Below are 21,433 nucleotides of genomic sequence, written 5' to 3' on the forward strand. Positions count from 1 at the left end.
GCGCCGAGCAAAGGGGTCCTGCCGCCTCAGCCGCCGCTCTCGTGGAAGTGGGAATAGATCGAGCGCGCCATGGCCTCGGAAATGCCGTCGACGGAGAGGAGATCCTCGATGCCGGCCTTGGAGACGGCCTTGGCGGTGCCGAAATGGCGCAGGAGCGCGCGTTTGCGTGCGGCGCCGATGCCCTGGATCTCGTCCAGCGGATTGGCGGCGATCTCCTTGGAGCGCTTGGCCCGGTGGGTGCCGATGGCGAAGCGGTGAGCCTCGTCGCGCAGGCGCTGCACGAAGTAGAGCACGGGATCGCGCGGCGGCAGCCGGAACGGCTTGCGGCCGGGGATGTGGAACTCCTCGCGACCGGCGTCACGGTCGACGCCCTTGGCCACCCCCACCATCGGCAGGCCCTCGATACCGAGATCCGCAACCACCTCGCGCGCCGCGGCGAGCTGGGTCGCGCCGCCGTCGATGAGCACCAGGTCCGGCCATGGCCCGACACCCTCCTGCGGCGCCTCGCGCTCGCCGCGCGGACCGGCCTCCCTGAGCAGCCGCTTGAAGCGACGCTCCAGCACCTCGCGCATCATGCCGAGATCGTCACCCGGCGTGACGTCCTCCGACTTGATGTTGAACTTGCGATAGTGCGCCTTGGCGAAGCCATCCGGCCCGGCGACGATCATGCCGCCGACGGCGTTGGTGCCCATGATGTGGGAGTTGTCGTAGACCTCGATACGGCGCGGCGGTGCCTCCAGCCCGAACGCATCGGCCACGCCCTTCAGGAGCGTCGTCTGGCTGGCGCTCTCGGCGAGCTTGCGGCCCAGCGCCTCGCGGGCGTTCTGCAGCGCATGGTCGACCAGCTCGCGCTTGGTGCCGCGCTGGGGTGCGGCGACCGTGACCTTACGCTCGGCCCGCTCCGCCAGCGCTTGGGCGAGGAGCTCCTGCTCCGGCAGCTGCTCGGACAGGAGGATCAGGCGCGGGCACGGCTTGTCGTCGTAGAACTGGGCGAGGAAGCTCTCCAGCACTTCCGCCAGCGACCAGTGGGCGTCGGCCTTGGGAAAGTAGGCGCGGTTGCCCCAGTTCTGGCCGGTGCGGAAGAAGAACACTTGGATGCAGGTCTGGCCGCCCTCCTGGTGGACCGCGAAGACGTCGGCCTCCTCGATCCCCTGCGGGTTGATGCCCTGGTGCGACTGGATGTGCGACAGCGCCGCCAGCCGGTCGCGGTAGCGCGCCGCCTGCTCGAAATCGAGCCGCTCCGACGCCCGCTCCATCTCCGTGGCAAGCTCCGCCTTCACCGCCTTGCTCTTGCCGGCGAGGAAGGTGTGCGCCTCGTCGACCAGGTGGCGGTAGCCATCGATGTCGATCTCGCCGGTGCACGGTCCGGCGCAGCGCTTGATCTGGAAAAGCAGGCACGGCCGGGTGCGGCTCTCGTAGACGGAGTCCGTGCACGAGCGCAGCAGGAAGGCCTTCTGCAGCGCGTTGATGGTGCGGTTCACGGCGCCGGCGGAGGCGAACGGCCCGAAATAGGCGCCCTTCTTGCTGCGCGCGCCGCGGTGCTTGACGATCTGCGGTGCCTCGTGGTCGCCGGTGATGAGAATGTAGGGAAACGACTTGTCGTCGCGCAAAAGCACGTTGAAGCGCGGCCTGAGGCGCTTGATGAGGTTCGCCTCGAGCAGCAGCGCCTCGGTTTCGGTGCGGGTGGTGACGAATTCCATCGCCACCGTCGCCGAGATCATCGTCAGCGTGCGGTAGTGCAGGCCGGTGGGCCGGGCGTAGTTCGCCACCCGCTTCTTCAGGCTGCGCGCCTTGCCGACATAGAGGACGTCGCCCTTTTTATCGAGCATCCGGTAGACGCCCGGCGCATTGGGCAGGCGCTTGACGAGATCGCCGATCAGATCGGCACCGGTGCGCGCAGTCTCCCCGTCCGGAGTCTCGGCGACGGGCTCCAGGGCGATGCGCTCGAAGGCGTCGTCGGCGGGCACGGCGGCCTTGCCCGGTTTCGGCGGGCTCTGGACTTCAGCGGAAGTCTGATTGGTCATTCAACAATCCCCAGGACGTCCGGCGTCTCCCAGGCCAGGTGCTGGCCGCCGTCGAGCAGGATGGTCTGCCCGGTGATCGACGGCGTTGCGGCCAGGAAGCGCACCGTGGCGCCGAATTCGTCGAGCGACGGACCGTGCCCGAGAAGCAGCGCACCGGTCTGGCGTGCGAAGTCCTCGTCCGACTGACGCGCGCTCTTCAGGACAGGGCCCGGCGCGATGGCATTGACGCGAACGCGCGGCGCCAGCGCCTGGGCCATGGTGATCGTCGCACGGTCCAATGTGGCCTTCGACAGGCCATAGGAAAAGTGTCCGGGCACGGGTTTTTGAACTCGCTGGTCGGTGACATTGACCACGAGGCCGTGCGCCTTGGCGTCCAGTCGACGCGCGAACGCCTGCGCCAGAAAGAGCGGCGCGCCGGCATTGACCGCCATGTGGGCACGGAAGCTCTCCGGCGTCATGGCGGTGAACTCGTCGTTGCCGAACATCGAGGCGTTGTTCACCAGGACGCCAAGCGGGCCGAGGGCGTCGACGGCCTGCCGGACCAGTGCATCGAGCCCCTCCAGATCGGCGAGATCGGCTGTCACGACGCAGGCATCCCCCCCGCCCTCGCGCAGCGCGGCCGCCAGCGCCTCCGCCGCGTCCACCGAGTGGTGGCAGTGCAGCGCGACGCGGTAGCCGTGGGCGGCGAGATCCTCCGCGATGGCGCGTCCGATGCGGCGCGCCGCGCCCGTGACGAGGGCGGTCTTCACGGGAGAGGGTGGGGAAACGGCCATCGGATCTCTTAGCCTGGGGAGAGTCGCCGGACCTGCCGGAGCCTGGAACGGACGACCGATCGAATCGAATGTCCGCTGCCGCCAGCTTGTCACATACGCCCGTTTCTTATAGGCGGATCGAAGCTTCGACGCCCCTTGCGGGGCCCCTGCCCCGAAACAAGGCAAGATGACAGCTCCCGTCAACATCGTCTGCATGAAGTGGGGCACCGTCTACGGGCCGCACTACGTCAACCGGCTCCGCGCCATGGTCGCCCGTCACATGGAGCGGCCGTTCCGCTTCATGTGCTTCACCGACGATCCCGAGGGGATCGACCCGGAGGTGGAAACCGCGCCGCTGCCGCCCATCACGCTGGACGCCTACGAAAACCTGCCCTGGAAAAAGGTCGCGCTGTTCAATCGCGAGCTCGCCGATCTCAAGGGCACTGCGCTGTTTCTCGATCTCGACCTGATCGTGGTCGACAGCCTGGAGCCCTTCTTCGACTACCAGCCGGGCAAGCTGTGCATCATCCACAACTGGACGCATCCAGACCGGCGCGTCGGGAACTCGTCCGTGTTCCGTTTCGAGATCGGCGCCGACGCCCAGGTGCTCGACACCTTCCACGAACACTCCGTCCAGCATTGGGTCGACCTCTACCGCAACGAGCAGGCCTATCTGTCGCACATGAAGCCGGACATCGAATTCTGGCCGGCCGAGTGGTGCGTTTCCTTCAAGAAACACTGCCTGCCGAAAGGCATCCGGCGCTGGTTCGTGCCGGCGACAATCCCCGAGGGCGCGAAGATCGTCGTCTTCCACGGCCATCCGAAGCCCGACGAGGCGTTCGAGGGCCGGTGGCCCGGCGGCATCCACAAGCAGCTCCGGCCGGCGCGCTGGATCGGCGACCACTGGCGCGTGTAGGGCCTTGTCCGTCGACGTCTCCTACCTTGTCACGGTCTATAACAAGGCCGATGCGCTGCCGGCGGTCTGGGACAGCCTGAAGGCCCAGACGGGCGACTTCTCCCGCGAGTTCGTCTTCGTCGACGACGCCTCCACCGACGCCTCCGTCTCGGTGCTGGAAGCAATCGCGGCAGAGGACGACCGCGTCCGCATCCTGCGCAACGACACCAACCGCGGCCCGGCGATCCGCCTCAACCAGGCGGCCGCAGAAGCGACCGGCCGGTGGCTCCACCCCGTGGACGGCGACGATCTGCTGCCGCCCAACGCCAGCACCTGGATGCTGGCCCGGCTGGACGAGGCGGGCGCGCCGCTGATCTATGGCCGGCGGCGCAAGGAGATGCCGAAGCCCATCGACAACGAGGCCTACCGCACCACCGTGGAGCAGCCGCTGATCCAGGCGGCCAGCCGGCCCATCGTGCACGTGGCGCTGATGGTGGAGCGTGCGCTCTACCAGACGGCCGGGGGCTGCGATGAAACAGTGTTCATCCAGGATCAGTCGCTGGCGCTCAGGCTGTCGGCCGCCGCCCGCAGCATGGTTCTCACCGATGCCACCGTGGTCTGCGCGCCGAAGGAGACGGCGGGGCCGACGCTGTCGGCCGACAAGCGCCAGCAGCACCACGACCGCTACGTCTCCGCCTGGCGGCTCTGGCAGTCCTTGCCGAAACCGCATGCCGCCCGTCCCGCGCTGGCACGGCTGTGCATCTCGGCCGCCTGGAAGCTGAGGCGTGACGAGGGCGGGCTTGCGTGGCTCTCCACCGACTTCCTGCGCTATCTCGCCATGGAGATCGGTTTTCCGGTGGCCAGCCCGGGGACGCTGGAGATGTTGGCGAACCGGATGGCTGCTCTGCAGGGGATCAGGCGGCCGGGCTGATTTTGTCCCTCACGCCGAGTTCGCTTCGCTCACCGGCTCCGGGTGGGCGGCGCATAAGCGCCGGCACGCGGTCGCGCGCTGGCTTCGCGGCAAACAATCGCAGGAAACGCGCGAACCGGCTTTCCTCCGCACATCTAGTTGTCGGGCACCCCCGCGAAGGCCCGCTCGACCCGCTTCGGGCAGCGCCACAACAGCGTCAGGCCGCGCAAGCTCAGAAAGCAGATCAGCGCCAGCCAAAGGCCGTGGTTGCCCCACAGGGGCATCGCCACCGCCCAGATGGCGAAATAGGCGGCCAGCGACAGGAGCATCATGTTGCGCATCTCGCCGGTCCAGGTGGCACCGATGAAGACGCCGTCCATCTCGAAGGCGAGCACGCCGGCGAGCGGCAGCAGCATGGCCCAGACGAGATAGACCCGCGCCGTCTCGCGCACCTCCGGCGACGCGGTGATGAAGTCCACCAGCAGGCCGCCGCCCAGCACGGTGGCCAGCGACAGGATGGCCGCCATGACGAACCCCCAGCCCACGCAGAGCTTGACGGCGCGCACGAAGGCCGGCCGGTAGCGCGCGCCCAGCGCCCGTCCCGTGAGCTGTTCGGCGGCGGTTGCGAACCCGTCGAGGAAGAACGAGCCGACCATGAAGAAATTCATCAGGACGGCGTTGGCGGCGAGCGTCACGTCGCCGGCCCGCGCCCCCTGCGCGGTGAAGAAGGTGAAGGCCGTCATCAGCGCCATCGACCGGATCATGATGTCGCGGTTGACCGCACCCATGCGCAGGAACTGGACCCGGTCGGCAATGCGGCTCCAGGACGGCCAGGCGCTCGCGCGCGACAGCCGCAGCACGACGCCGATGGCCACCGCCAGCGCTGCCGCCTCCGCCGCCACCGAAGCCCAGGCGACGCCTGCCACACCGTAGCCGAGCCCGAGCACCAGCACGATGTTGAGGACCACGTTGAATCCGGCGAGGACGAACTGGATGGCAAGCCCGGTCCCCGCGCGCCCCAGCCCCAGCAGCCAGCCCAGCAGCGCGTAGTTCATCAGTTGCAGCGGCGAGGCGAGCACCCGGATGCCGAAATAGGTGCGGGTTGCCTCGTCCACCGCCGCGCTCGCCCCCATCAGCGCCAGGAAGCCGGCCAGGATCGGCCCCTGTAGCAGGATGATCAGAAGCCCGGCGCCAAGCGCCACCATCAGCGCCCGGACCAGAACGGCCTGGATCTCGACCCGGTCGTCGGCGCCCAGCGCCTGGGCGGTGAGGCCCGTCGTGCCCATGCGGAGAAAGTTGAAGCTGGTGCCGACGAAATCGAACAGGATCGCGCCCACCGCGATGGCGCCGAGCAGCGCCGGATCGCCGAGCTGGCCGATCACCGCCGTATCGGAAATGCCCACAAGCGGCGTCGTCACGTAGGCGAGCGTCATCGGCACGGCGATGGCGAGCACCATACGGTGGGTCACCGCGAACGGGCGGACGCGCGAGGCGGGGCGGGTGTCCATGGAAGCGGGGCTTTCGGCGAACGGACAGGGCTTTGGGCTGCAAGCATGAAGCCGATCGCGCCCGGGCGCGCAATCGCGTCGGCGGCCCGCCGCGGCAAATTCGTCGAAATCCCGACCGGCTCTTGCCGGGGCGTTCTCGAACGCCACACTCTGTCGCCATGCTGCCGATCGTTCACAACCCCCGCTACAACGCCGAGTTTCCCGCCGACCACCGCTTTCCCATGGGCAAGTTCCAGCGGCTGGCGGAGGTGCTGATGGAGGAGGGGCTGGCCGGGCCGGGCACCTTTCACGTGCCGGCCGAGGCGCCGGCCTCGTGGATCGCGCTCGCCCACGACCGGACCTATGTCGACCAGGTGTTCTCCTCCGCCGTGCCCACGGCCATCGCCCGGGAGATCGGCTTCGCCATGACGCCGCCAGTGGCGACGAGGGCGCGTTGCGCCAGCGCGGGCACGCTGATGACTGCCCGGCTGGCGATGGAGCATGGCATCGCCTGCAACACGGCAGGCGGCAGCCACCATGCCCGCTTCGCCCAGGGTGCAGGGTTCTGCGTGTTCAACGACGTGGCGGTGGCGATCCGGGTGCTGATGGCCGACGGCGCCATCGAGCGCGCACTGGTCGTCGATTGCGACGTCCATCAGGGCGACGGCACGGCGGCGATCTTCGCGAACGACCCGGCGGTCTTCACCCTGTCGCTGCACGCGGAGAAGAACTACCCGGTGCGCAAGGTGCCGTCGTCGCTCGACGTGCCGCTGTTCGACGAATGCGACGACGCGGCCTATCTGGAGGCGGTCCGCGCAGTGGTCGGCCCGGCAATGGCCAACTTCCGCCCCGACATCGTCTTCTACAACGCCGGCGTGGACCCGCACCGCGACGACCGGCTGGGCCGGCTGGCGCTGTCGGACGAGGGCCTCGTGGAGCGCGACCGGTTCGTCATCGACGCCGTGCGCGAGGCCGGCATTCCGCTTGCCGGCGTCCTCGGCGGCGGCTACCAGCGCGACATCGACAGCCTCGCCCGCCGCCACGCGACATTGCACCGTGTGGCGTGGGAGTTCGTGTGAGGTTTCTCCGCGCGGACGCGCACTGACCGGGCGGCGCGCGGTCGCGCGCTGGTGGATTGCTGTTCGGCGAGGCCTCCCGCACGGGACCGGGTGATGCCCCTAGCGCCGGTCGCGGAAGAAATCCCGCAAGAGCGCGGCGGCTTCGCTCTCGCCGATCCCGCCATAGACCTCCGGCGCGTGGTGGCAGGTGGGCTGATCGAAGACGCGCGGCCCATGCTCGACACCGCCACCCTTGGGATCGGAGGCGGCGAAGTAGAGCCGGCGGATGCGCGCGAACGAGATGGCGGTGGCGCACATCGGACACGGCTCCAGCGTGACGTAGAGATCGCAGCCGGTCAGGCGCTCGTCGCCCAGCGCCGCGCAGGCGGCCCGGATCACCTGGATTTCGGCGTGCGCGGTGGGGTCGAAAAGCTCCCGCGTGCGGTTTCCGTCCAGCGCCAGCAGCTTTCCGTCCTTGACGAGGGCCGCGCCGACGGGCACCTCTCCCCGTTCCGCAGCATCGCGCGCCGCAGAGAGCGCCTCGTCCATGAAGGTCGAGGTCCCGCCGCGCCGTCCGCCCTCTGGTTCGATCATGTCCGACACGCCCGAAACGCCCTCTCAAGACCGGATTGCCAAGGTGATGGCCCGCGCCGGTCTCTGCTCGCGCCGCGAGGCGGAGGTCTGGATCGCCGAAGGCCGCGTCGCCGTCAACGGCCAGACGCTGGAGACGCCGGCGGTCACGGTCAGTCCGGACGACAAGGTCACCGTCGACGGCAAGCCGCTCCCGGTCAAGGAGCGCACCCGGCTGTGGCTCTACCACAAGCCCCGCGGCCTGGTGACCACCGCCTACGACCCGCAGGGCCGGCCCACCGTGTTCGAGCGGTTGCCGGAAACCCTGCCCCGGGTGATGAGCGTCGGCCGGCTCGACATCAACACCGAGGGCCTGCTGCTGCTCACCAACGATGGCGGCCTGTCGCGCGTGCTGGAGCTGCCGACCACCGGCTGGCTGCGCAAGTACCGGGTGCGCGCCCACGGCCGGGTGACCCAGGCCGACCTCGACACGCTGAAGGACGGCATCGCTGTTGATGGCGTGCTGTATGGCGGGATCGAGGCGAAGATTGACCACGAGCAGGGCGCCAATGTCTGGATGACCATAGGCCTGCGCGAGGGCAAGAACCGCGAGATCAAGAACGTGCTCGGCGCCCTCGGGATGGAGGTGAGCCGGCTCATCCGCGTCTCATTCGGTCCGTTCCAGCTCGGCGACGTGCCGCTCGGCCAGGCCGTCGAGGTGGCCGGCCGGACGCTGCGCGACCAGCTCGGCCGCAAGCTGGCGGACGCCGCCAACGCCGACTTCACCGCCCCGATCCATACCCAGCCGGTGCGCCAGGACGGCGGCGATCGCCCGCGCGGCGGCTCACACGGTGGTCGTGGCGCCGGCCCGGCCCGGGACGAGCGCGCCGGCGGCGGACGCCAGGGCGGCCGCAGCGAGGGCTGGGGCGGGCGTGAGGGCGGGTCCCAGGGCGAGAGGACCGACAGGAGCGGACGGGGCGGTGGCACCCGGGGGCGGCCGGAAAGTGGCCGGCGCCCCTACGGCAGCGACACAGGCGAGCGCGGCGAAGGCCGCCCGGCGCGCGGTGGCGGTCGCTTCGGGAAGGACGAGCGGTCCGGGTCGCGTCCGTCCGGCGGCGGAGCCGGCCGCGGCTCCCGACGCGAGGGCGACAGCGGCGAGCGCAGGTTTGACCGCGGAGACCGGCCGCAGCAGGCCCGTGGCGACAGGCCGGGCGGCGAGCGCGGCACCCGGGGCAAACCCCGCGAGGCAGAGGGGCCGGACCGGTCCGGCGAGGCACCGTGGCAGAGCCGGGGCGAGCGAACCGATCGGCCCGGTCGCAGCCCGCGCCGCGCGGGCACCGGAGGTCCGAGCCGCGGCCCCGGTGGCGAGGCCCGTCCGCGCGGCGGATATGGTGGCAAGCCGGGTGGCGGCTTCAAGGGCAAACCGCGTGACGACGGCGAAGCGCGTGGCGAGCGCGGCGAGGGCCGGCCGGCGCGGTCCGGCGACACCGGCGACCGGCGCGGCTACCAGGGCGGACGCGGGGCCGCGCCCCGTCCCGACCGTCCGGAAGGCGAACGCAGGGGTCCGGCCCGGGGCGACCGACCCGCGGGCGGAGCCGGCGGAGCGCCGCGCCGCGGACCTGGCGGTGGGCCCGGAAGGCCTCGAGACGGTGGCGACGGCGAGCGGGGCGGCTACAGAGGCAAGCCCCGCGACGGGGCCGGCACCAAGGGCAAGGCGCCGCGCACCGCCCGTGGCGGCGGCAGTGAGAACGCAGGCGAGAGCGGCGCGGGCAGGCCAAACCGGCTGGCCGATCCCTCCTTCCGGCCGTCGGGACCGAAACCGCGCAATGCACAACGCCCCTCCGGCGCCGCCGGGCGCGGTCCCCGCAAGCCCGGACCGGGCGGCGGTGCGCCGCGCAAGCCCGGCGGCGGGCCCAAGAAGGGTCCGCGCTCGTGAGGATCGTCGGCGGACGGTTCCGGGGCAAGAAGCTCTCCGCCCCCGAGGGACTGGCCACACGGCCCACCACCGACCGGCTGCGCGAGGCGGTCTTCAACGTGCTCCAGCACGGCTACGGAGACCCGGTGACCGGAGCCCGGGTTCTGGATCTCTTCGCCGGAACCGGAGCGCTCGGGCTGGAGGCCCTGTCGCGGGGCGCCAAGTTCACCCTGTTTGTCGAACAGGCGGCGGGTGCCCGGGGCGTTCTGCGCAACAACGCCGAGGCGCTGGGGCTGACCGGCCTGGTCCGGATCTGGCGGCGCGACGCCACCACGCTCGGGCCGGTGGGCACGCTGGCTCCATTCGATTTCTGCTTCGCCGACCCGCCCTACGGCCACGGCCTCGGCACGGCGGCGCTCACTTCGGCGCTTGAAGGCGGCTGGCTGAAGCCCGGCGCGCTGTGCGTGCTGGAGGAAACCGCCCAGGAGCCGATCGAGGTGCTTCCCGGCTTCACCGTTCTGGAGCGCCGGGTGTACGGCGAGACGGCGGTGACGTTTCTGGAGGTCGGGGAGAGCTGACCGGCTCCAGGTCCGGCTGCAAGCCAGATCTTTGACGTTGGGCCCGCACCGGATCGGCGCGGGCCTTGTTCATTTCATCCTTGCCTCGGACCGAACCGGTCGATCCGGGACAGAATTATTCAGCCGCGCTGGTGAGTTCCGGCGCCGCCTGCAGGACGCTGGCGTCCACGTGATCGGCGAAGCGGGCGAAGTTGTCGATGAACATCTGCACCAGCTTGGCCGCCTGGCGGTCGTAGGCCGCCTTGTCCGCCCAGGTGGAGCGGGGATCGAGGATCCTGGCGTCGACGCCCGGCACCGCGACCGGAACGGCAAAGCCGAAGTTGGGATCGGTCCGGTACTCTGCGGAATGAAGCGAGCCGTCGAGAGCGGCGTCGAGCAGCGTCCGCGTGGCAGAGATGGGCATGCGGTGGCCCTCGCCGTAGGCGCCACCGGTCCAGCCGGTGTTGAGCAGCCAGCAGTCGACCTGGTGCTCGGCGATGAGCGCGCGCAGCAGGTTGCCGTATTCCACCGGGTGGCGTGGCAGGAACGGCGCCCCGAAGCAGGTGGAGAAGGTCGCCTGCGGCTCGGTCACACCCTTCTCGGTCCCGGCGATCTTCGCCGTGTAACCGGACAGGAAGGTGTACATCGCCTGCGCCGGCGTGAGCTTCGCGATCGGCGGCATCACGCCGAAGGCATCCGCCGTCAGCATGATGATGTTCTTGGGGTGCGGCCCCCTGCTGCCGGGCAGCACGTTCGGCATGAAGTCGATCGGATAGGCGCCGCGCGTGTTTTCCGTCTTGGAGTCGTCGTTGAAGTCCGGCTCGCGCGTCTCCGGATCGATGGTGACGTTCTCGTAGATCACCCCGAAGCGCTGGCTGGCGGCCCAGATCTGCGGCTCCGCCTCGGCGGAGAGCTTGATCATCTTGGCGTAGGAGCCGCCCTCGAAATTGAAGACGCCGCTCTCGCCCCAACCGTGCTCGTCGTCACCGATGAGCTTGCGCTTGGGGTCCGCCGAAAGCGTCGTCTTGCCGGTGCCGGACAGGCCGAAGAAGATCGCCGTGTCGCCGCCCGCGCCGAGATTGGCGGAGCAGTGCATCGGCATGACGCCCTTCGGTGGCAGCAGGTAGTTGAGGACGGTGAACACCGACTTCTTCATCTCGCCCGCATAGGACGTGCCGGCGATGAGAATGATGTTGCGGCGGAAATCGCAGGCGATCAGCGTCTCCGACCGGCAGCCATAGCGCTCCGGGTCGGCGGAGAAGGACGGCAGGTCGATGATGGTCAGTTCGGGGCTGAAGCTCTCCAGCTCACCGCGCTCCGGACGGATCAGCAGGTTGCGGATGAAGAGCGAGTGCCACGCATATTCGGTGTAGACCCGGACATTGATCCGGTGTTCGGGATCGGCGCCGCCGTAAAGGTCCTGGGCGAAGAGATCCATGCCCTCGGCATGCTTGCGCATGTCGTCGAACAGGAGATCGAACGCGCCCGGCTCGAGCTTGTTGTTGTTGTCCCACCAGATCTGGTCAGCGGTGGTCTCGTCGGAAACGACGAACTTGTCCTTGGGCGAGCGGCCGGTGTGCACACCGGTGTCGGCCGCAAGCGTTCCCGCCGCGGTCAGGATGCCCTCGCCGCGCTTGATGGCCTCTTCATAGAGGGTGGGCGCGGTCAGATTCCAGCGCATCGAGGCAAGACCGGACAAGCCGATCGTGTCGACGCCCGCAGCCGGGTTTCGCAAACCGAATTCTTTCACTGTTCTAACCTTTCGTTGACCAGCCGGTGCAGGGGTTCCATCCCCGATTTTATTGTGCGATGCAGCACCCGACGGCGTGGCGACAGATCTGCGCCTGCCGCTTCACTCCACCTCCCACGCGAATTCTGGCGAGAGCCTAGTAAACCCCTTGGCGGGTATCAAGCGAAACAAGTGCGACTCCCGCGCACGCACCGGTCACCTCCGGCGGCCGTTCCCGTCGGCAGCCGCTTCACATCCCGCGCGCGTCCTTCGCCATGGCGACCAGCACGGCGCGCAGCGGACCGCCGGCCCTGACGCGCTGCGGGAACGGCACGCGGACGGCTTCGTGGCCCGCAACGAGATCGATGCCCTCCGGGTCCAGCCCCGTGGCCCGCCATTCGCCCGCGCCCGCCCCGCCGAGACGCGTCGCGTAAAGCGCCAGCGCATCGGCATGGTCCTCGTTCATGTGCGCCACGGACCCTTCTTCCGCCGCAAGGAGCTCCTCGGCATCCGCTATGTCCGTTCCGATCTCGGCGCCGGAAAGCGTCACGATCCGGCCAAAGCCGGCCACCAGGTGGGCTTTCTCCATCTCGATCACGTAGATTCCGAAGTCGGGGAAGGCGGCATACTCGGCAGCGTCGGGATGGCGCGCCAGAAAACGGCGATAGGCCGTCTCGTCGTCGGTGCGCACGATCCGGCCACCAATGCTGACCCGGGCAAGGGCCAGCGGATCTCCCGGCCTCACCGGCTCGGTGACCAGCAGCGAAACGCGCGGATCGGCCTTGAGATTGCGGGTATGCACAGCGAGATCGGAGAGGAGCAGGATCGGCGACCCGTCAGGCATGGTCGCCACCGTCACCAGCGAGACGTGGGGCGCGCCCGTCTCCGGATCGAGCGTTCCAAGGGCGGCCTGAAAGGCCGTTCGCACGAGGTTTCTAGCGGTGGCGACAGCGTCGACCTGGGTCGTCATGTGGCATCCCTCCCCTGCCGCAACCGACGGCGCGGCGTCCCGGCCAGCCCGCTGCGATCGGCCCGTCTAGCGCGATCGGGTGGGGCTGGCCTTGCGACTGATCAAGACCCCTTCGTTTCCGAATGAGCCGGCCTTCGCAAGGGATGCGCGCTGATCCCGATCCCCAAAATTGCATCGAAACAGTGGATGGATGCCCGGATTCCGGCAAGGCGGGGCTTTCAGATCACAGTCAAGAGGCCATATTTTACACGCAATTGGTGCCTCTTACCGACCGCCACGCAGTGCGGCGGAACCGGAGTGCGTGGCGTCGGGCTGCGCGCAAGCGCATCATGGCCGAACGAAACGGGCCCGCCGGACTTGAAGACCTGAAGCCCGGACCCGGCAGCCAGCGGACAGATCGGCTGCGGCCCGGCTCCAGACCGCGACGAAAGGACGATTAATGGCGACGGTTGCACTCGTCGACGACGACCGGAACATCCTGGCCTCGGTGTCGATCGCCCTCGAATCGGAAGGCTACCGGGTCCAGACCTACACGGACGGATCCTCGGCGCTTCAGGGCTTGTCCCAGGACCCGCCCGATCTCGCGATCTTCGATATCAAGATGCCGCGCATGGACGGCATGGAGCTTTTGAGGCGCGTGCGACAGCAGACCGACATGCCGGTGATCTTCCTCACCTCCAAGGACGAGGAAATCGACGAACTGTTCGGCCTGAAGATGGGCGCCGACGACTTCATCCGGAAGCCGTTTTCCCAGCGGCTTCTCGTGGAGCGCGTGAAGGCGGTCATGCGCCGCGCCCAGCCGCGCGACGGCAGCGCCCCGAAGCCGACCGACGCCAGCAAGATCCTGGAACGCGGCCTGCTGAAGATGGACCAGGAGCGGCACACCTGCACCTGGCAGGGCGAGCCCGTGACGCTGACGGTGACGGAATTCCTGATCCTGTTCGCGCTGGCCCAGCGCCCCGGCGTGGTGAAGAGCCGCAACGCCCTGATGGACGCGGCCTATGACGACCAGGTCTACGTGGATGACCGCACCATCGACAGCCACATCAAGCGGCTGCGCAAGAAGTTCAAGGTGGTCGACACCAACTTCGACATGATCGAGACCCTGTACGGGGTCGGCTACCGCTTCAAGGAGATGTAGGCCGCGACAAGCGGACCGGTTCATGGCTGTCGATACCGACACACAGGAGAGCGAGCGCAGAGCGCCACGCCGCCGGCCACGGCTGCGGGCCATCGGCCGGATCGCGCGCAGCGTCGGCGGATCGCTGTCGGCCACGGTCTTCTCCAGCGTGACCCGGCGGATCCTGGTGCTGAACCTGGTCGGCCTCGTCGCCCTCGTCTCCGGCACGCTCTACCTGAACCAGTTCCGCGCCGGCCTGATCGACGCGCGGGTGGAGAGCCTGCTGATCCAGGGCGAGATCATCGCCGCGGCCATCGCCGCCTCCGCCACCGTCGACACCGACACGATCTCCGTCGATCCGGAACGGCTGCTGGAGCTGCAGGCCGGCGAGAGCGTCTCGCCCATCGACCAGGGGGTGCACGCGCTCGACTTTCCCATCAATCCCGAACGCGTCGCGCCGATCCTCCGGCGGCTGATCTCGCCCACCAAGACCCGGGCGCGGATCTACGACCGCGACGGGCTGCTGCTGCTGGACTCCCGCCACCTTTATTCGCGCGGCCAGATCCTCCGCTTCGACCTGCCGCCGCCGCAGGAGAGCGAGCCCGGCCCGCTGGAAAAGATCTGGGAGAGGTTGAAGGCCTGGACATTGCACGGCGACCTACCCCTTTACCGGGAGATCGGCGGCTCCAACGGCCGGGAATATCCCGAGGTTGAGCGCGCCGTATCCGGCGCGCCGGCCAGCGTGGTCCGCGTCAACGAGAAGGGCGAGCTGATCGTCTCCGTGGCGGTGCCAATCCAGCGCTTCCGCGCCGTTCTGGGCGCGCTGCTTCTCTCCACCCAGGGCGGCGACATCGATTCCATCCTGCGCGCCGAGCGGCTCGCGATCGTGCGGGTGTTCCTGGTGTCCGCCGGTGTCATGGCGGTTCTGTCGATCCTGATGGCCGGCACAATCGCCGGCCCGATCCGGCGGCTTGCGGCCGGCGCGGAACGGGTGCGGCGCGGCGTGCGCGGACGCCAGGCGATCCCCTCCTTCTCCGAGCGCACCGACGAGATCGGCCATCTCGGCCGGGCGCTGAAGGAAATGACCGACGCGCTCTACAACCGGATCGACGCCATCGAGACGTTCGCCGCCGACGTGGCGCACGAGCTCAAGAACCCGCTCACCTCGCTGCGCAGCGCGGTGGAGACGCTACCGCGCGCCAAGACGGAGGAGTCCCGCGACCGGCTTCTCGGCATCATCCAGCACGACGTGCGCCGGCTCGACCGGCTGATCTCCGACATTTCCGACGCCTCGCGTCTCGACGCCGAACTGGCACGCCGCGACGCAGAGCCGGTGGATCTCGCGGCGCTGCTGGAGGCGGTGGTGGAGCTACAGCGCGAGCTGGCGCGCCCCGACGGCATCAAGATCGCCCTCAAGGTCGACACCAAGGCCGCCCGCGGCGGCCGCGACGCCTATCTCGTCAACGGCCACGACAGCCGCCTCAGCCAGGTCTTCACCAACCTGCTCGACAATGCGCGCTCCTTCTCCCCGCCCGGCAGCACCATCACCGTCAGCGCGCATCGGCGCGAAGGCGAGGTTGAGGTGATCGTGGACGACCAGGGACCAGGCATCACCGCGGAGAAGGTGGAGCGGATCTTCGAGCGCTTTTATACGGATCGCCCGGAGGTGCAGGGGTTCGGCGACAATTCCGGCCTCGGCCTGTCGATCACCCAGCAGATCGTCGAAGCCCATCGCGGCAGCGTCTCGGCGGAAAACCGCACGGTCTCCGACGACGGCCAGATCCATGTCGCCGGCGCCCGCTTCATCGTGCGGCTGCCGGCCCTGACCGTGTGAGCACACGGGAGATGGAAACCGTTCATGCCACCTGCCTGCTGATCGGACGGCATGGCGTCCTGATCCGGGGCGCCTCGGGCTCCGGCAAGACGGCGCTGGCCGGCGCACTCATCGATGCCGCACAGGCCCGGGGCGGCTTCGCCTGCCTGGTGGCAGACGATCGCGTGTCGCTTGCGGCGATCAACGGCCGGCTCGTGGCGCGGGTCCCGGACACCATCGCCGGGCTGATGGAAATTCGCGGCCGCGGCATCGAGCGCGTGGATCACGAACCGGCGGCCGTGGTGCGGCTGGTGGTGGACATGGTGCCGCAGGGCGAGGTCGACCGTCTGCCGGATGACGCTGCCCGTATCACCGAGATCGAGGGAATTCGACTGCCGCTGCAGGCGGTGAGCGGCCACGACTGGCCGGCTCTCGCTTCGGTTCGCGCGGCCCTGGCGCGCCTCGCCGATGAGGATGCCGGGACCGTGATCGTCGATTTCCCTTGAACTGCTTTGCCGGGTGGCCGATTTTTGCCGGCACCCTTCGTCGACCCCAGGGTTCTCGCTTCGTGACGGATCGCTCCTTCCGACCTGCCTCGACCGGCGGCCGCCCCGCGCCCGCCCCCGCCCGCCATGCGCCGGCCCCCTCCCACGACCGCACCTGCGAGGTCCTATGATCGGTCTCGTTCTCGTCACCCATGGACGGCTCGCCGAAGAGCTCAAATCGGCGCTGGAGCACGTCGTCGGTGCCCAGGAACACATCGCCACGATCTGCATCGGGCCGGACGACGACATGGAGAAACGCCGCACCGACATCGTCGAGGCGATCGCCGCCGTCGACCAGGGCGACGGTGTGGTGGTGCTCACCGACATGTTCGGCGGGACGCCTTCCAACCTCGCCATATCGGTGATGCGAGCCGGCGAGATCGAGGTGATCGCAGGCGTCAACCTGCCGATGCTGGTGAAGCTGGCCAGCGTGCGCGCCGACACGCCCCTGGTGAAGGCCGTCGACGACGCCAAGACCGCCGGCCAGAAATATATCAGCGTGGCGAGCCAGGTGCTGTCGGGTAGCCGATGAGCGATGCCGGGGCCGAGCCCCTTACCGTCACCCTGACCATCGTCAACCGGCGCGGCCTGCACGCCCGGGCTTCCGCCAAATTCGTCAAGACCATCGAGACCTTCGATGCCGAGATTACCGTCGAGCGCGATGGTCAGAGCGTCGGCGGAACCTCCATCATGGGCCTGCTGATGCTGGGCGCGGGCAAGGGCACCCAGATCGTCGTATCGGCGCGCGGCCCGGAGGCGGACGCCGCGATCGCAGCGGTAACCGCTCTGGTCGAGAACGGGTTCGGCGAGGACGGGCCCGGGGCCGCCTGACCCCGCTCATCGCATGATTGGTGTCCACTGGTCGGGCCGCGGATTGCGGTCCGCGCGTGCGCGCGTCGTTCAGCCGGGGGCCCACCGCTGGCCGAACATATATAAAGAAATCTTTATATCGTTATTGAACCCGGGCGCCGGGACCGCTATACCCCATTCCACGTGGCGCACCGCGTGAACCCGCGCGCGCCCTCTCAATCCGAGAACGCCAACAAGGAGCGACCACCATGCTCGACAAGCCCGCCACCGATTTTATCGTGAAGGACATCGGCCTCGCCGACTGGGGCCGCACCGAAATCGACATCGCCGAGACCGAGATGCCGGGCCTGATGGCCGTGCGCGAGGAATATGCCGCCTCGAAGCCGCTGAAAGGCGCCCGCATCGCCGGTTCGCTGCACATGACGATCCAGACCGCCGTCCTGATCGAGACCCTGGTCGCCCTCGGCGCCGAGGTCCGCTGGGCGTCGTGCAACATCTTCTCGACCCAGGACCAGGCCGCCGCCGCCATCGCCGCGACGGGCACGCCGGTCTTCGCCATCAAGGGCGAGACGCTGGAAGAGTACTGGGACTACGCCGACCGGATCCTCGACTGGGGTGACGGCGAGACCTGCAACATGATCCTCGACGACGGCGGCGACGCCACCATGCTCGTCATGCTCGGCGCCAAGGCCGAGAAGGATCCCTCGGTTCTCGACAATCCGAAGAACGAGGAAGAGAAGTTCCTGTGCGCGACGATCAAGCGTCGCCTCGAGAAGGACCCGACCTTCTACTCGCGCTGCCGCGACGCCATCCGCGGCGTCTCCGAGGAGACGACCACGGGCGTGATGCGTCTCTACCAGATGGAGAAGCGCGGCGAACTGCCGTTCCCGGCCATTAACGTCAACGACTCCGTCACCAAGTCGAAATTCGACAACAAGTACGGCTGCCGTGAATCGCTGGTGGACGCCATCCGCCGCGGTACCGACGTGATGATGGCCGGCAAGGTGGCCGTCGTCTGCGGTTACGGCGACGTCGGCAAGGGCTCCGCCCAGTCGCTCTCCGGCTCCGGCGCCCGCGTGCTGGTCACCGAGATCGATCCGATCTGCGCCCTGCAGGCCGCCATGGACGGCTACGAGGTCGTGACCATGGAAGAGGCCGCCCCGCGCGCCGACATCGTCGTCACCGCGACCGGCAACAAGGACGTGCTGACCGTCGATCACATGCGCGCCCTGAAGGACATGGCGATCGTCTGCAACATCGGCCACTTCGACAACGAGATTCAGGTCGACGGCCTGAAGAACTTCAAGTGGAAGAACGTCAAGCCGCAGGTCGACCTGATCGAGTATCCGGACGGCAAGCGGATGATCCTGCTCTCCGAGGGCCGCCTCGTGAACCTCGGCAACGCCACCGGCCACCCGAGCTTTGTGATGTCGGCGTCCTTCTCCAACCAGACGCTGGCTCAGATCGAGCTCTGGACCAAGGGCGACCAGTACGAGAAGAAGGTCTACGTGCTGCCGAAGCACCTGGACGAGAAGGTCGCCGAGTTGCACCTGCGCAAGCTCTCGGCCCAGCTGACCAAGCTCTCCGACGAGCAGGCCGACTATATCGGCGTTCCGGTCAACGGCCCGTTCAAGTCGGACCTCTATCGCTACTAGAATGGGGTGACGGGGCGCCGGCAGCCAGCCGGGCCGCTCCCACGCCGACATCGAAGCGCCGGTCCCCCGCGGGCCGGCGCTTTCTCGTGCGCCGCCGGTCGCCGCGACGAGAACCGGTCCCATCCGCCGCCACGATGAATTAGGGTTCGCCGACTGCGCCACCCGATTCGACCGACCGACCCGAAATCCCGAGCCGGCTTCGCGACCGCCATGACCGCTCGACCGCCCAGGCCCTTCGCCGCACCGTCCGTTGCCGCCCTCTGGTTCGCCGCCGGAGCGGGACCGGCCGTGGCGACCCCCTACGAGACCGGGCCGAGCCTGGTTCCGCTGGTGCTGGGCGCCACCACGGTGGCGGGTCTCCTGGCGACGATCGGGTTCGGCGCGCTGGCCTGGTCGATCCACCGCCGGCAGGCCGCCCTGCGCGCCCAGGTCGAGGAGAACGGTTTGCGGGCGGAGCGCGCCGAAACCGTTCTCGATGCCGCCGGTCGGCGCACCCTCGTCCTGCCCTCGGACGACGGTCGTCCCGCCGTCTTCGGCGCCACCGCCATGGAAGGCGTACCGGCCACCCCCGACGACCTGCTCGACGCATCACGCTGGCTGGTTGGAGAGGACGCTGCGCGCCTGTCCGAAGCGCTGGCCTCCCTGCGCGCGGACGGCACCCCATTCGAGATGGAACTGGCGACCGATGCCGGCCCCACCGTCATGGTCCGGGGCCGCATTGCCGGCGACAGCGCCACGCTGACGATCGCCCCCATTACCGCCGGGCCCCGCGCGCCGCAGAGCGACGCGCTTCGCGACTTCCTGGAACGGCTGCCCTACCCCGTGTGGATGCGCGACCGGGACGGCCGCCTCCACTGGGTCAACGCGGCCTACGCCAATGCCGTGGAGCGGGCCGACGCGGCGGACGCGGTGGCCGCGAACGACGAACTTCTGGATACCGCCGGCCGCGAAACCCTGGCGGCGCGTCGCACCGGCGACGGCCGCTCCGACGTGCGTGTCTCGACGGTGATCCGCGGCGAAAACCGCACGCTCGACGTGGTCGAACTGACCACTGCCAACGGCCGTGTCGGCGTCGGCATCGACGTGACCGCGCTGGAACAGGCCCATGCCGTCCTGCGCCGCACCGTCGACTTCCACGCCCGCACCCTCGACGAACTCGCCACTCCGGTAGCCGTCTTCGGACCCGACCGGCGGCTGCAATTCTACAACCCCGCCTATCGCGCGCTCTGGGACCTGGACGCCACCTATCTCGACACCCACCCGGAGGACGCGGCCCTTCTCAAGGTGCTGCGCGCAGCGCGCAAGCTGCCCGAGCAGGCCGACTTCGACGCCTGGGCACGCCTCGTCACCCGCGGCTACCAGTCGGTGGAGAGCTTCGAGGAGTGGTGGCATCTGCCCGATGGCCAGACACTGCGCGTCATCGCCAACCCGCATCCGCACGGCGGCGTCACCTACATCTACGAAAACGTCACCGAGCGGCTCGACCTGGAAAGCCGCTACAACGCCCTGATCCGGGTGCAGAGCGAAACGCTGGACCACTTGGCGGAAGGTGTCGCGGTGTTCGGGCCCGACGGTCGTCTACGCCTGTGCAACCCGGTCTTCTCCGAGTTGTGGCAGGTGCCGGCCGATGCGCTCGCCGACCAGACCCACATCACCCGCATCAGCAATGCCAGCGCCCGCAGCCCCGCCGATCGGACCGCCTGGGTGAAGATCGCCGGCGCCGTGACCAGCCTCGACGACCGCCGCGAACCGGTGGCCGACCGGCTGGAGCGCGAGGACGGAAGCGTCGTGGATTACGCCACCGTTCCGCTGCCCGACGGCGCGACGCTCGCCACCTTCGTCGACGTGACCGACACCGTGCAGGTCGAGCGCGCGCTGAAGGAGCGCAACCAGGCCCTGGAGCAGGCCGACCAGCTCAAGACCGCCTTCATCGGCCACGTCTCCTACGAGCTGCGCTCGCCGCTGACCACGATCATCGGCTTCACCCAGCTCCTCACCGGCAGCGGCATCGGCCCGCTGAACGAAAAGCAGCGCGAATACGCCAGCTACATCCACTCCTCCTCCGAGGCGCTGCTGGCCATCATCAACGACATTCTCGACCTCACCACCATCGACGCCGGCATCATGGAGCTGGAGCTCTCCGACGTGGACCTGGCGGCGGTCGTGACGGCGGCGACAGAGGGCCTGCAGGACCGGATCAAGGAAGCACGCCTCACCGTCGCCAGCGACATATCGACCGACATCGGCATCTTCCAGGCCGACGAGAAGCGCGTGCGTCAGGTGATCTACAACCTGCTCGCCAACGCCATCACCTTCTCGCCGGAGGACGACACGGTGGAGATTCGCGGTGCGCGGGAGGGCGGCGAAATGGTGCTGTCGGTCTCCGATCACGGCCGGGGCATCCCGGAGGAGAAGATCGACGCGGTGTTCGACCGCTTCGTCTCCGATCCGTCCGGCGGGCGGCGCCGCGGCGCGGGATTGGGGCTTGCCATCGTGCGGAGCTTCGTCGAACTTCACGGTGGCTCGGTGGACATCGCTTCCGAGCCCGGCGCCGGCACCACCGTGACCGTGCGCCTTCCCCTCCGTCAGTGATCGCTCCTCCATTGCGCGCCGCCCGCGTCCG

The 21,433-nt window shown here is 68.9% G+C and carries 18 protein-coding genes; 12 read left to right on the forward strand and 6 right to left on the reverse strand.

Translation table 11 applies throughout. The features are described from left to right. Window positions 1-26 precede the first annotated feature (26 nt). Complete coding sequence (gene uvrC, locus C507_RS0114605) at window positions 27-2,024, reverse strand: excinuclease ABC subunit UvrC (protein WP_018700455.1); 1,998 nt, start codon at window positions 2,022-2,024, stop codon at window positions 27-29. Beyond that, window positions 2,021-2,797 carry an SDR family oxidoreductase gene (locus C507_RS0114610; protein ID WP_040401142.1) on the reverse strand — a complete coding sequence of 259 codons (777 nt, stop codon included), beginning with the start codon at window positions 2,795-2,797 and terminating at the stop codon, window positions 2,021-2,023. Before C507_RS0114610 ends, uvrC begins: the two co-directional genes overlap by 4 nt. A gap of 166 nt (window positions 2,798-2,963) precedes the next feature. On the opposite strand from C507_RS0114610, the gene C507_RS0114615 reads away from it, so the two are divergent. Next, complete coding sequence (locus C507_RS0114615) at window positions 2,964-3,692, forward strand: hypothetical protein (protein ID WP_018700457.1); 729 nt, start codon at window positions 2,964-2,966, stop codon at window positions 3,690-3,692. A gap of 4 nt (window positions 3,693-3,696) precedes the next feature. Next, a complete protein-coding gene (locus C507_RS22485) occupies window positions 3,697-4,602 on the forward strand; it encodes a glycosyltransferase family 2 protein (protein ID WP_018700458.1) in 906 nt (301 codons plus the stop codon). A 134-nt stretch (window positions 4,603-4,736) separates the two neighbouring features. Here the strand turns inward: C507_RS22485 and C507_RS0114625 are convergent, their stop codons facing one another. Then, window positions 4,737-6,089, reverse strand: coding sequence for an MATE family efflux transporter (locus tag C507_RS0114625; RefSeq protein ID WP_018700459.1), 1,353 nt, complete (start codon window positions 6,087-6,089; stop codon window positions 4,737-4,739). Window positions 6,090-6,247: 158 nt separating this feature from the next. On the opposite strand from C507_RS0114625, the gene C507_RS0114630 reads away from it, so the two are divergent. Then, window positions 6,248-7,147, forward strand: coding sequence for a histone deacetylase family protein (locus C507_RS0114630; RefSeq protein ID WP_018700460.1), 900 nt, complete (start codon window positions 6,248-6,250; stop codon window positions 7,145-7,147). A 99-nt stretch (window positions 7,148-7,246) separates the two neighbouring features. Here the strand turns inward: C507_RS0114630 and C507_RS0114635 are convergent, their stop codons facing one another. After that, window positions 7,247-7,720 (reverse strand): nucleoside deaminase, encoded by a 474-nt coding sequence (locus C507_RS0114635; RefSeq protein ID WP_018700461.1) that lies wholly within the window; start codon window positions 7,718-7,720, stop codon window positions 7,247-7,249. Here C507_RS0114635 and C507_RS21485 point away from each other — a divergent pair. Next, entirely contained in the window at window positions 7,719-9,632 is a 1,914-nt protein-coding gene (locus C507_RS21485; protein ID WP_210162139.1) for a pseudouridine synthase, read from the forward strand. The two genes, C507_RS0114635 and C507_RS21485, sit on opposite strands and share 2 nt — an antisense overlap. Continuing rightward, window positions 9,629-10,189 (forward strand): 16S rRNA (guanine(966)-N(2))-methyltransferase RsmD, encoded by a 561-nt coding sequence (rsmD, locus tag C507_RS0114645; RefSeq protein ID WP_018700463.1) that lies wholly within the window; start codon window positions 9,629-9,631, stop codon window positions 10,187-10,189. The genes C507_RS21485 and rsmD overlap by 4 nt, the downstream gene beginning before the upstream one ends. Window positions 10,190-10,304: 115 nt before the next feature. On the opposite strand, the gene C507_RS0114650 is transcribed toward rsmD, so the two are convergent. Then, the gene (locus C507_RS0114650; protein ID WP_026319115.1) at window positions 10,305-11,918 is read right to left on the reverse strand and encodes a phosphoenolpyruvate carboxykinase; all 1,614 of its coding nucleotides are present in this window, start codon (window positions 11,916-11,918) and stop codon (window positions 10,305-10,307) included. A gap of 229 nt (window positions 11,919-12,147) precedes the next feature. After that, window positions 12,148-12,867: a HugZ family pyridoxamine 5'-phosphate oxidase gene (locus C507_RS0114655; protein WP_018700465.1), complete on the reverse strand. Its 720-nt coding sequence runs from the start codon at window positions 12,865-12,867 to the stop codon at window positions 12,148-12,150. Window positions 12,868-13,306: 439 nt separating this feature from the next. Here C507_RS0114655 and C507_RS0114660 point away from each other — a divergent pair, with 439 nt between their 5' ends. The 7 genes from C507_RS0114660 (at window position 13,307) to C507_RS21495 (ending at window position 21,402) form a co-directional block, all read left to right on the forward strand. Further along, window positions 13,307-14,008, forward strand: coding sequence for a response regulator transcription factor (locus C507_RS0114660; RefSeq protein ID WP_018700466.1), 702 nt, complete (start codon window positions 13,307-13,309; stop codon window positions 14,006-14,008). Between the two features lie 22 nt (window positions 14,009-14,030). Beyond that, window positions 14,031-15,821, forward strand: coding sequence for a sensor histidine kinase (locus C507_RS0114665; protein WP_018700467.1), 1,791 nt, complete (start codon window positions 14,031-14,033; stop codon window positions 15,819-15,821). Window positions 15,822-15,832: 11 nt separating this feature from the next. Next, entirely contained in the window at window positions 15,833-16,306 is a 474-nt protein-coding gene (locus tag C507_RS21490; RefSeq protein WP_018700468.1) for an HPr kinase/phosphorylase, read from the forward strand. Between the two features lie 166 nt (window positions 16,307-16,472). Beyond that, entirely contained in the window at window positions 16,473-16,877 is a 405-nt protein-coding gene (locus tag C507_RS0114675) for a PTS sugar transporter subunit IIA (protein WP_018700469.1), read from the forward strand. Then, a complete protein-coding gene (locus C507_RS0114680) occupies window positions 16,874-17,176 on the forward strand; it encodes an HPr family phosphocarrier protein (RefSeq protein ID WP_018700470.1) in 303 nt (100 codons plus the stop codon). Before C507_RS0114675 ends, C507_RS0114680 begins: the two co-directional genes overlap by 4 nt. A 227-nt stretch (window positions 17,177-17,403) precedes the next feature. Then, on the forward strand, window positions 17,404-18,810 hold the full coding sequence (ahcY, locus tag C507_RS0114685; protein WP_018700471.1) for an adenosylhomocysteinase: 1,407 nt from the start codon (window positions 17,404-17,406) through the stop codon (window positions 18,808-18,810). A gap of 210 nt (window positions 18,811-19,020) precedes the next feature. Then, window positions 19,021-21,402, forward strand: coding sequence for a sensor histidine kinase (locus tag C507_RS21495; protein ID WP_018700472.1), 2,382 nt, complete (start codon window positions 19,021-19,023; stop codon window positions 21,400-21,402). Window positions 21,403-21,433 lie beyond the last annotated feature (31 nt).

Origin of the sequence: Amorphus coralli DSM 19760 (assembly GCF_000374525.1) — a bacterium.
GTDB lineage: Bacteria > Pseudomonadota > Alphaproteobacteria > Rhizobiales > Amorphaceae > Amorphus > Amorphus coralli.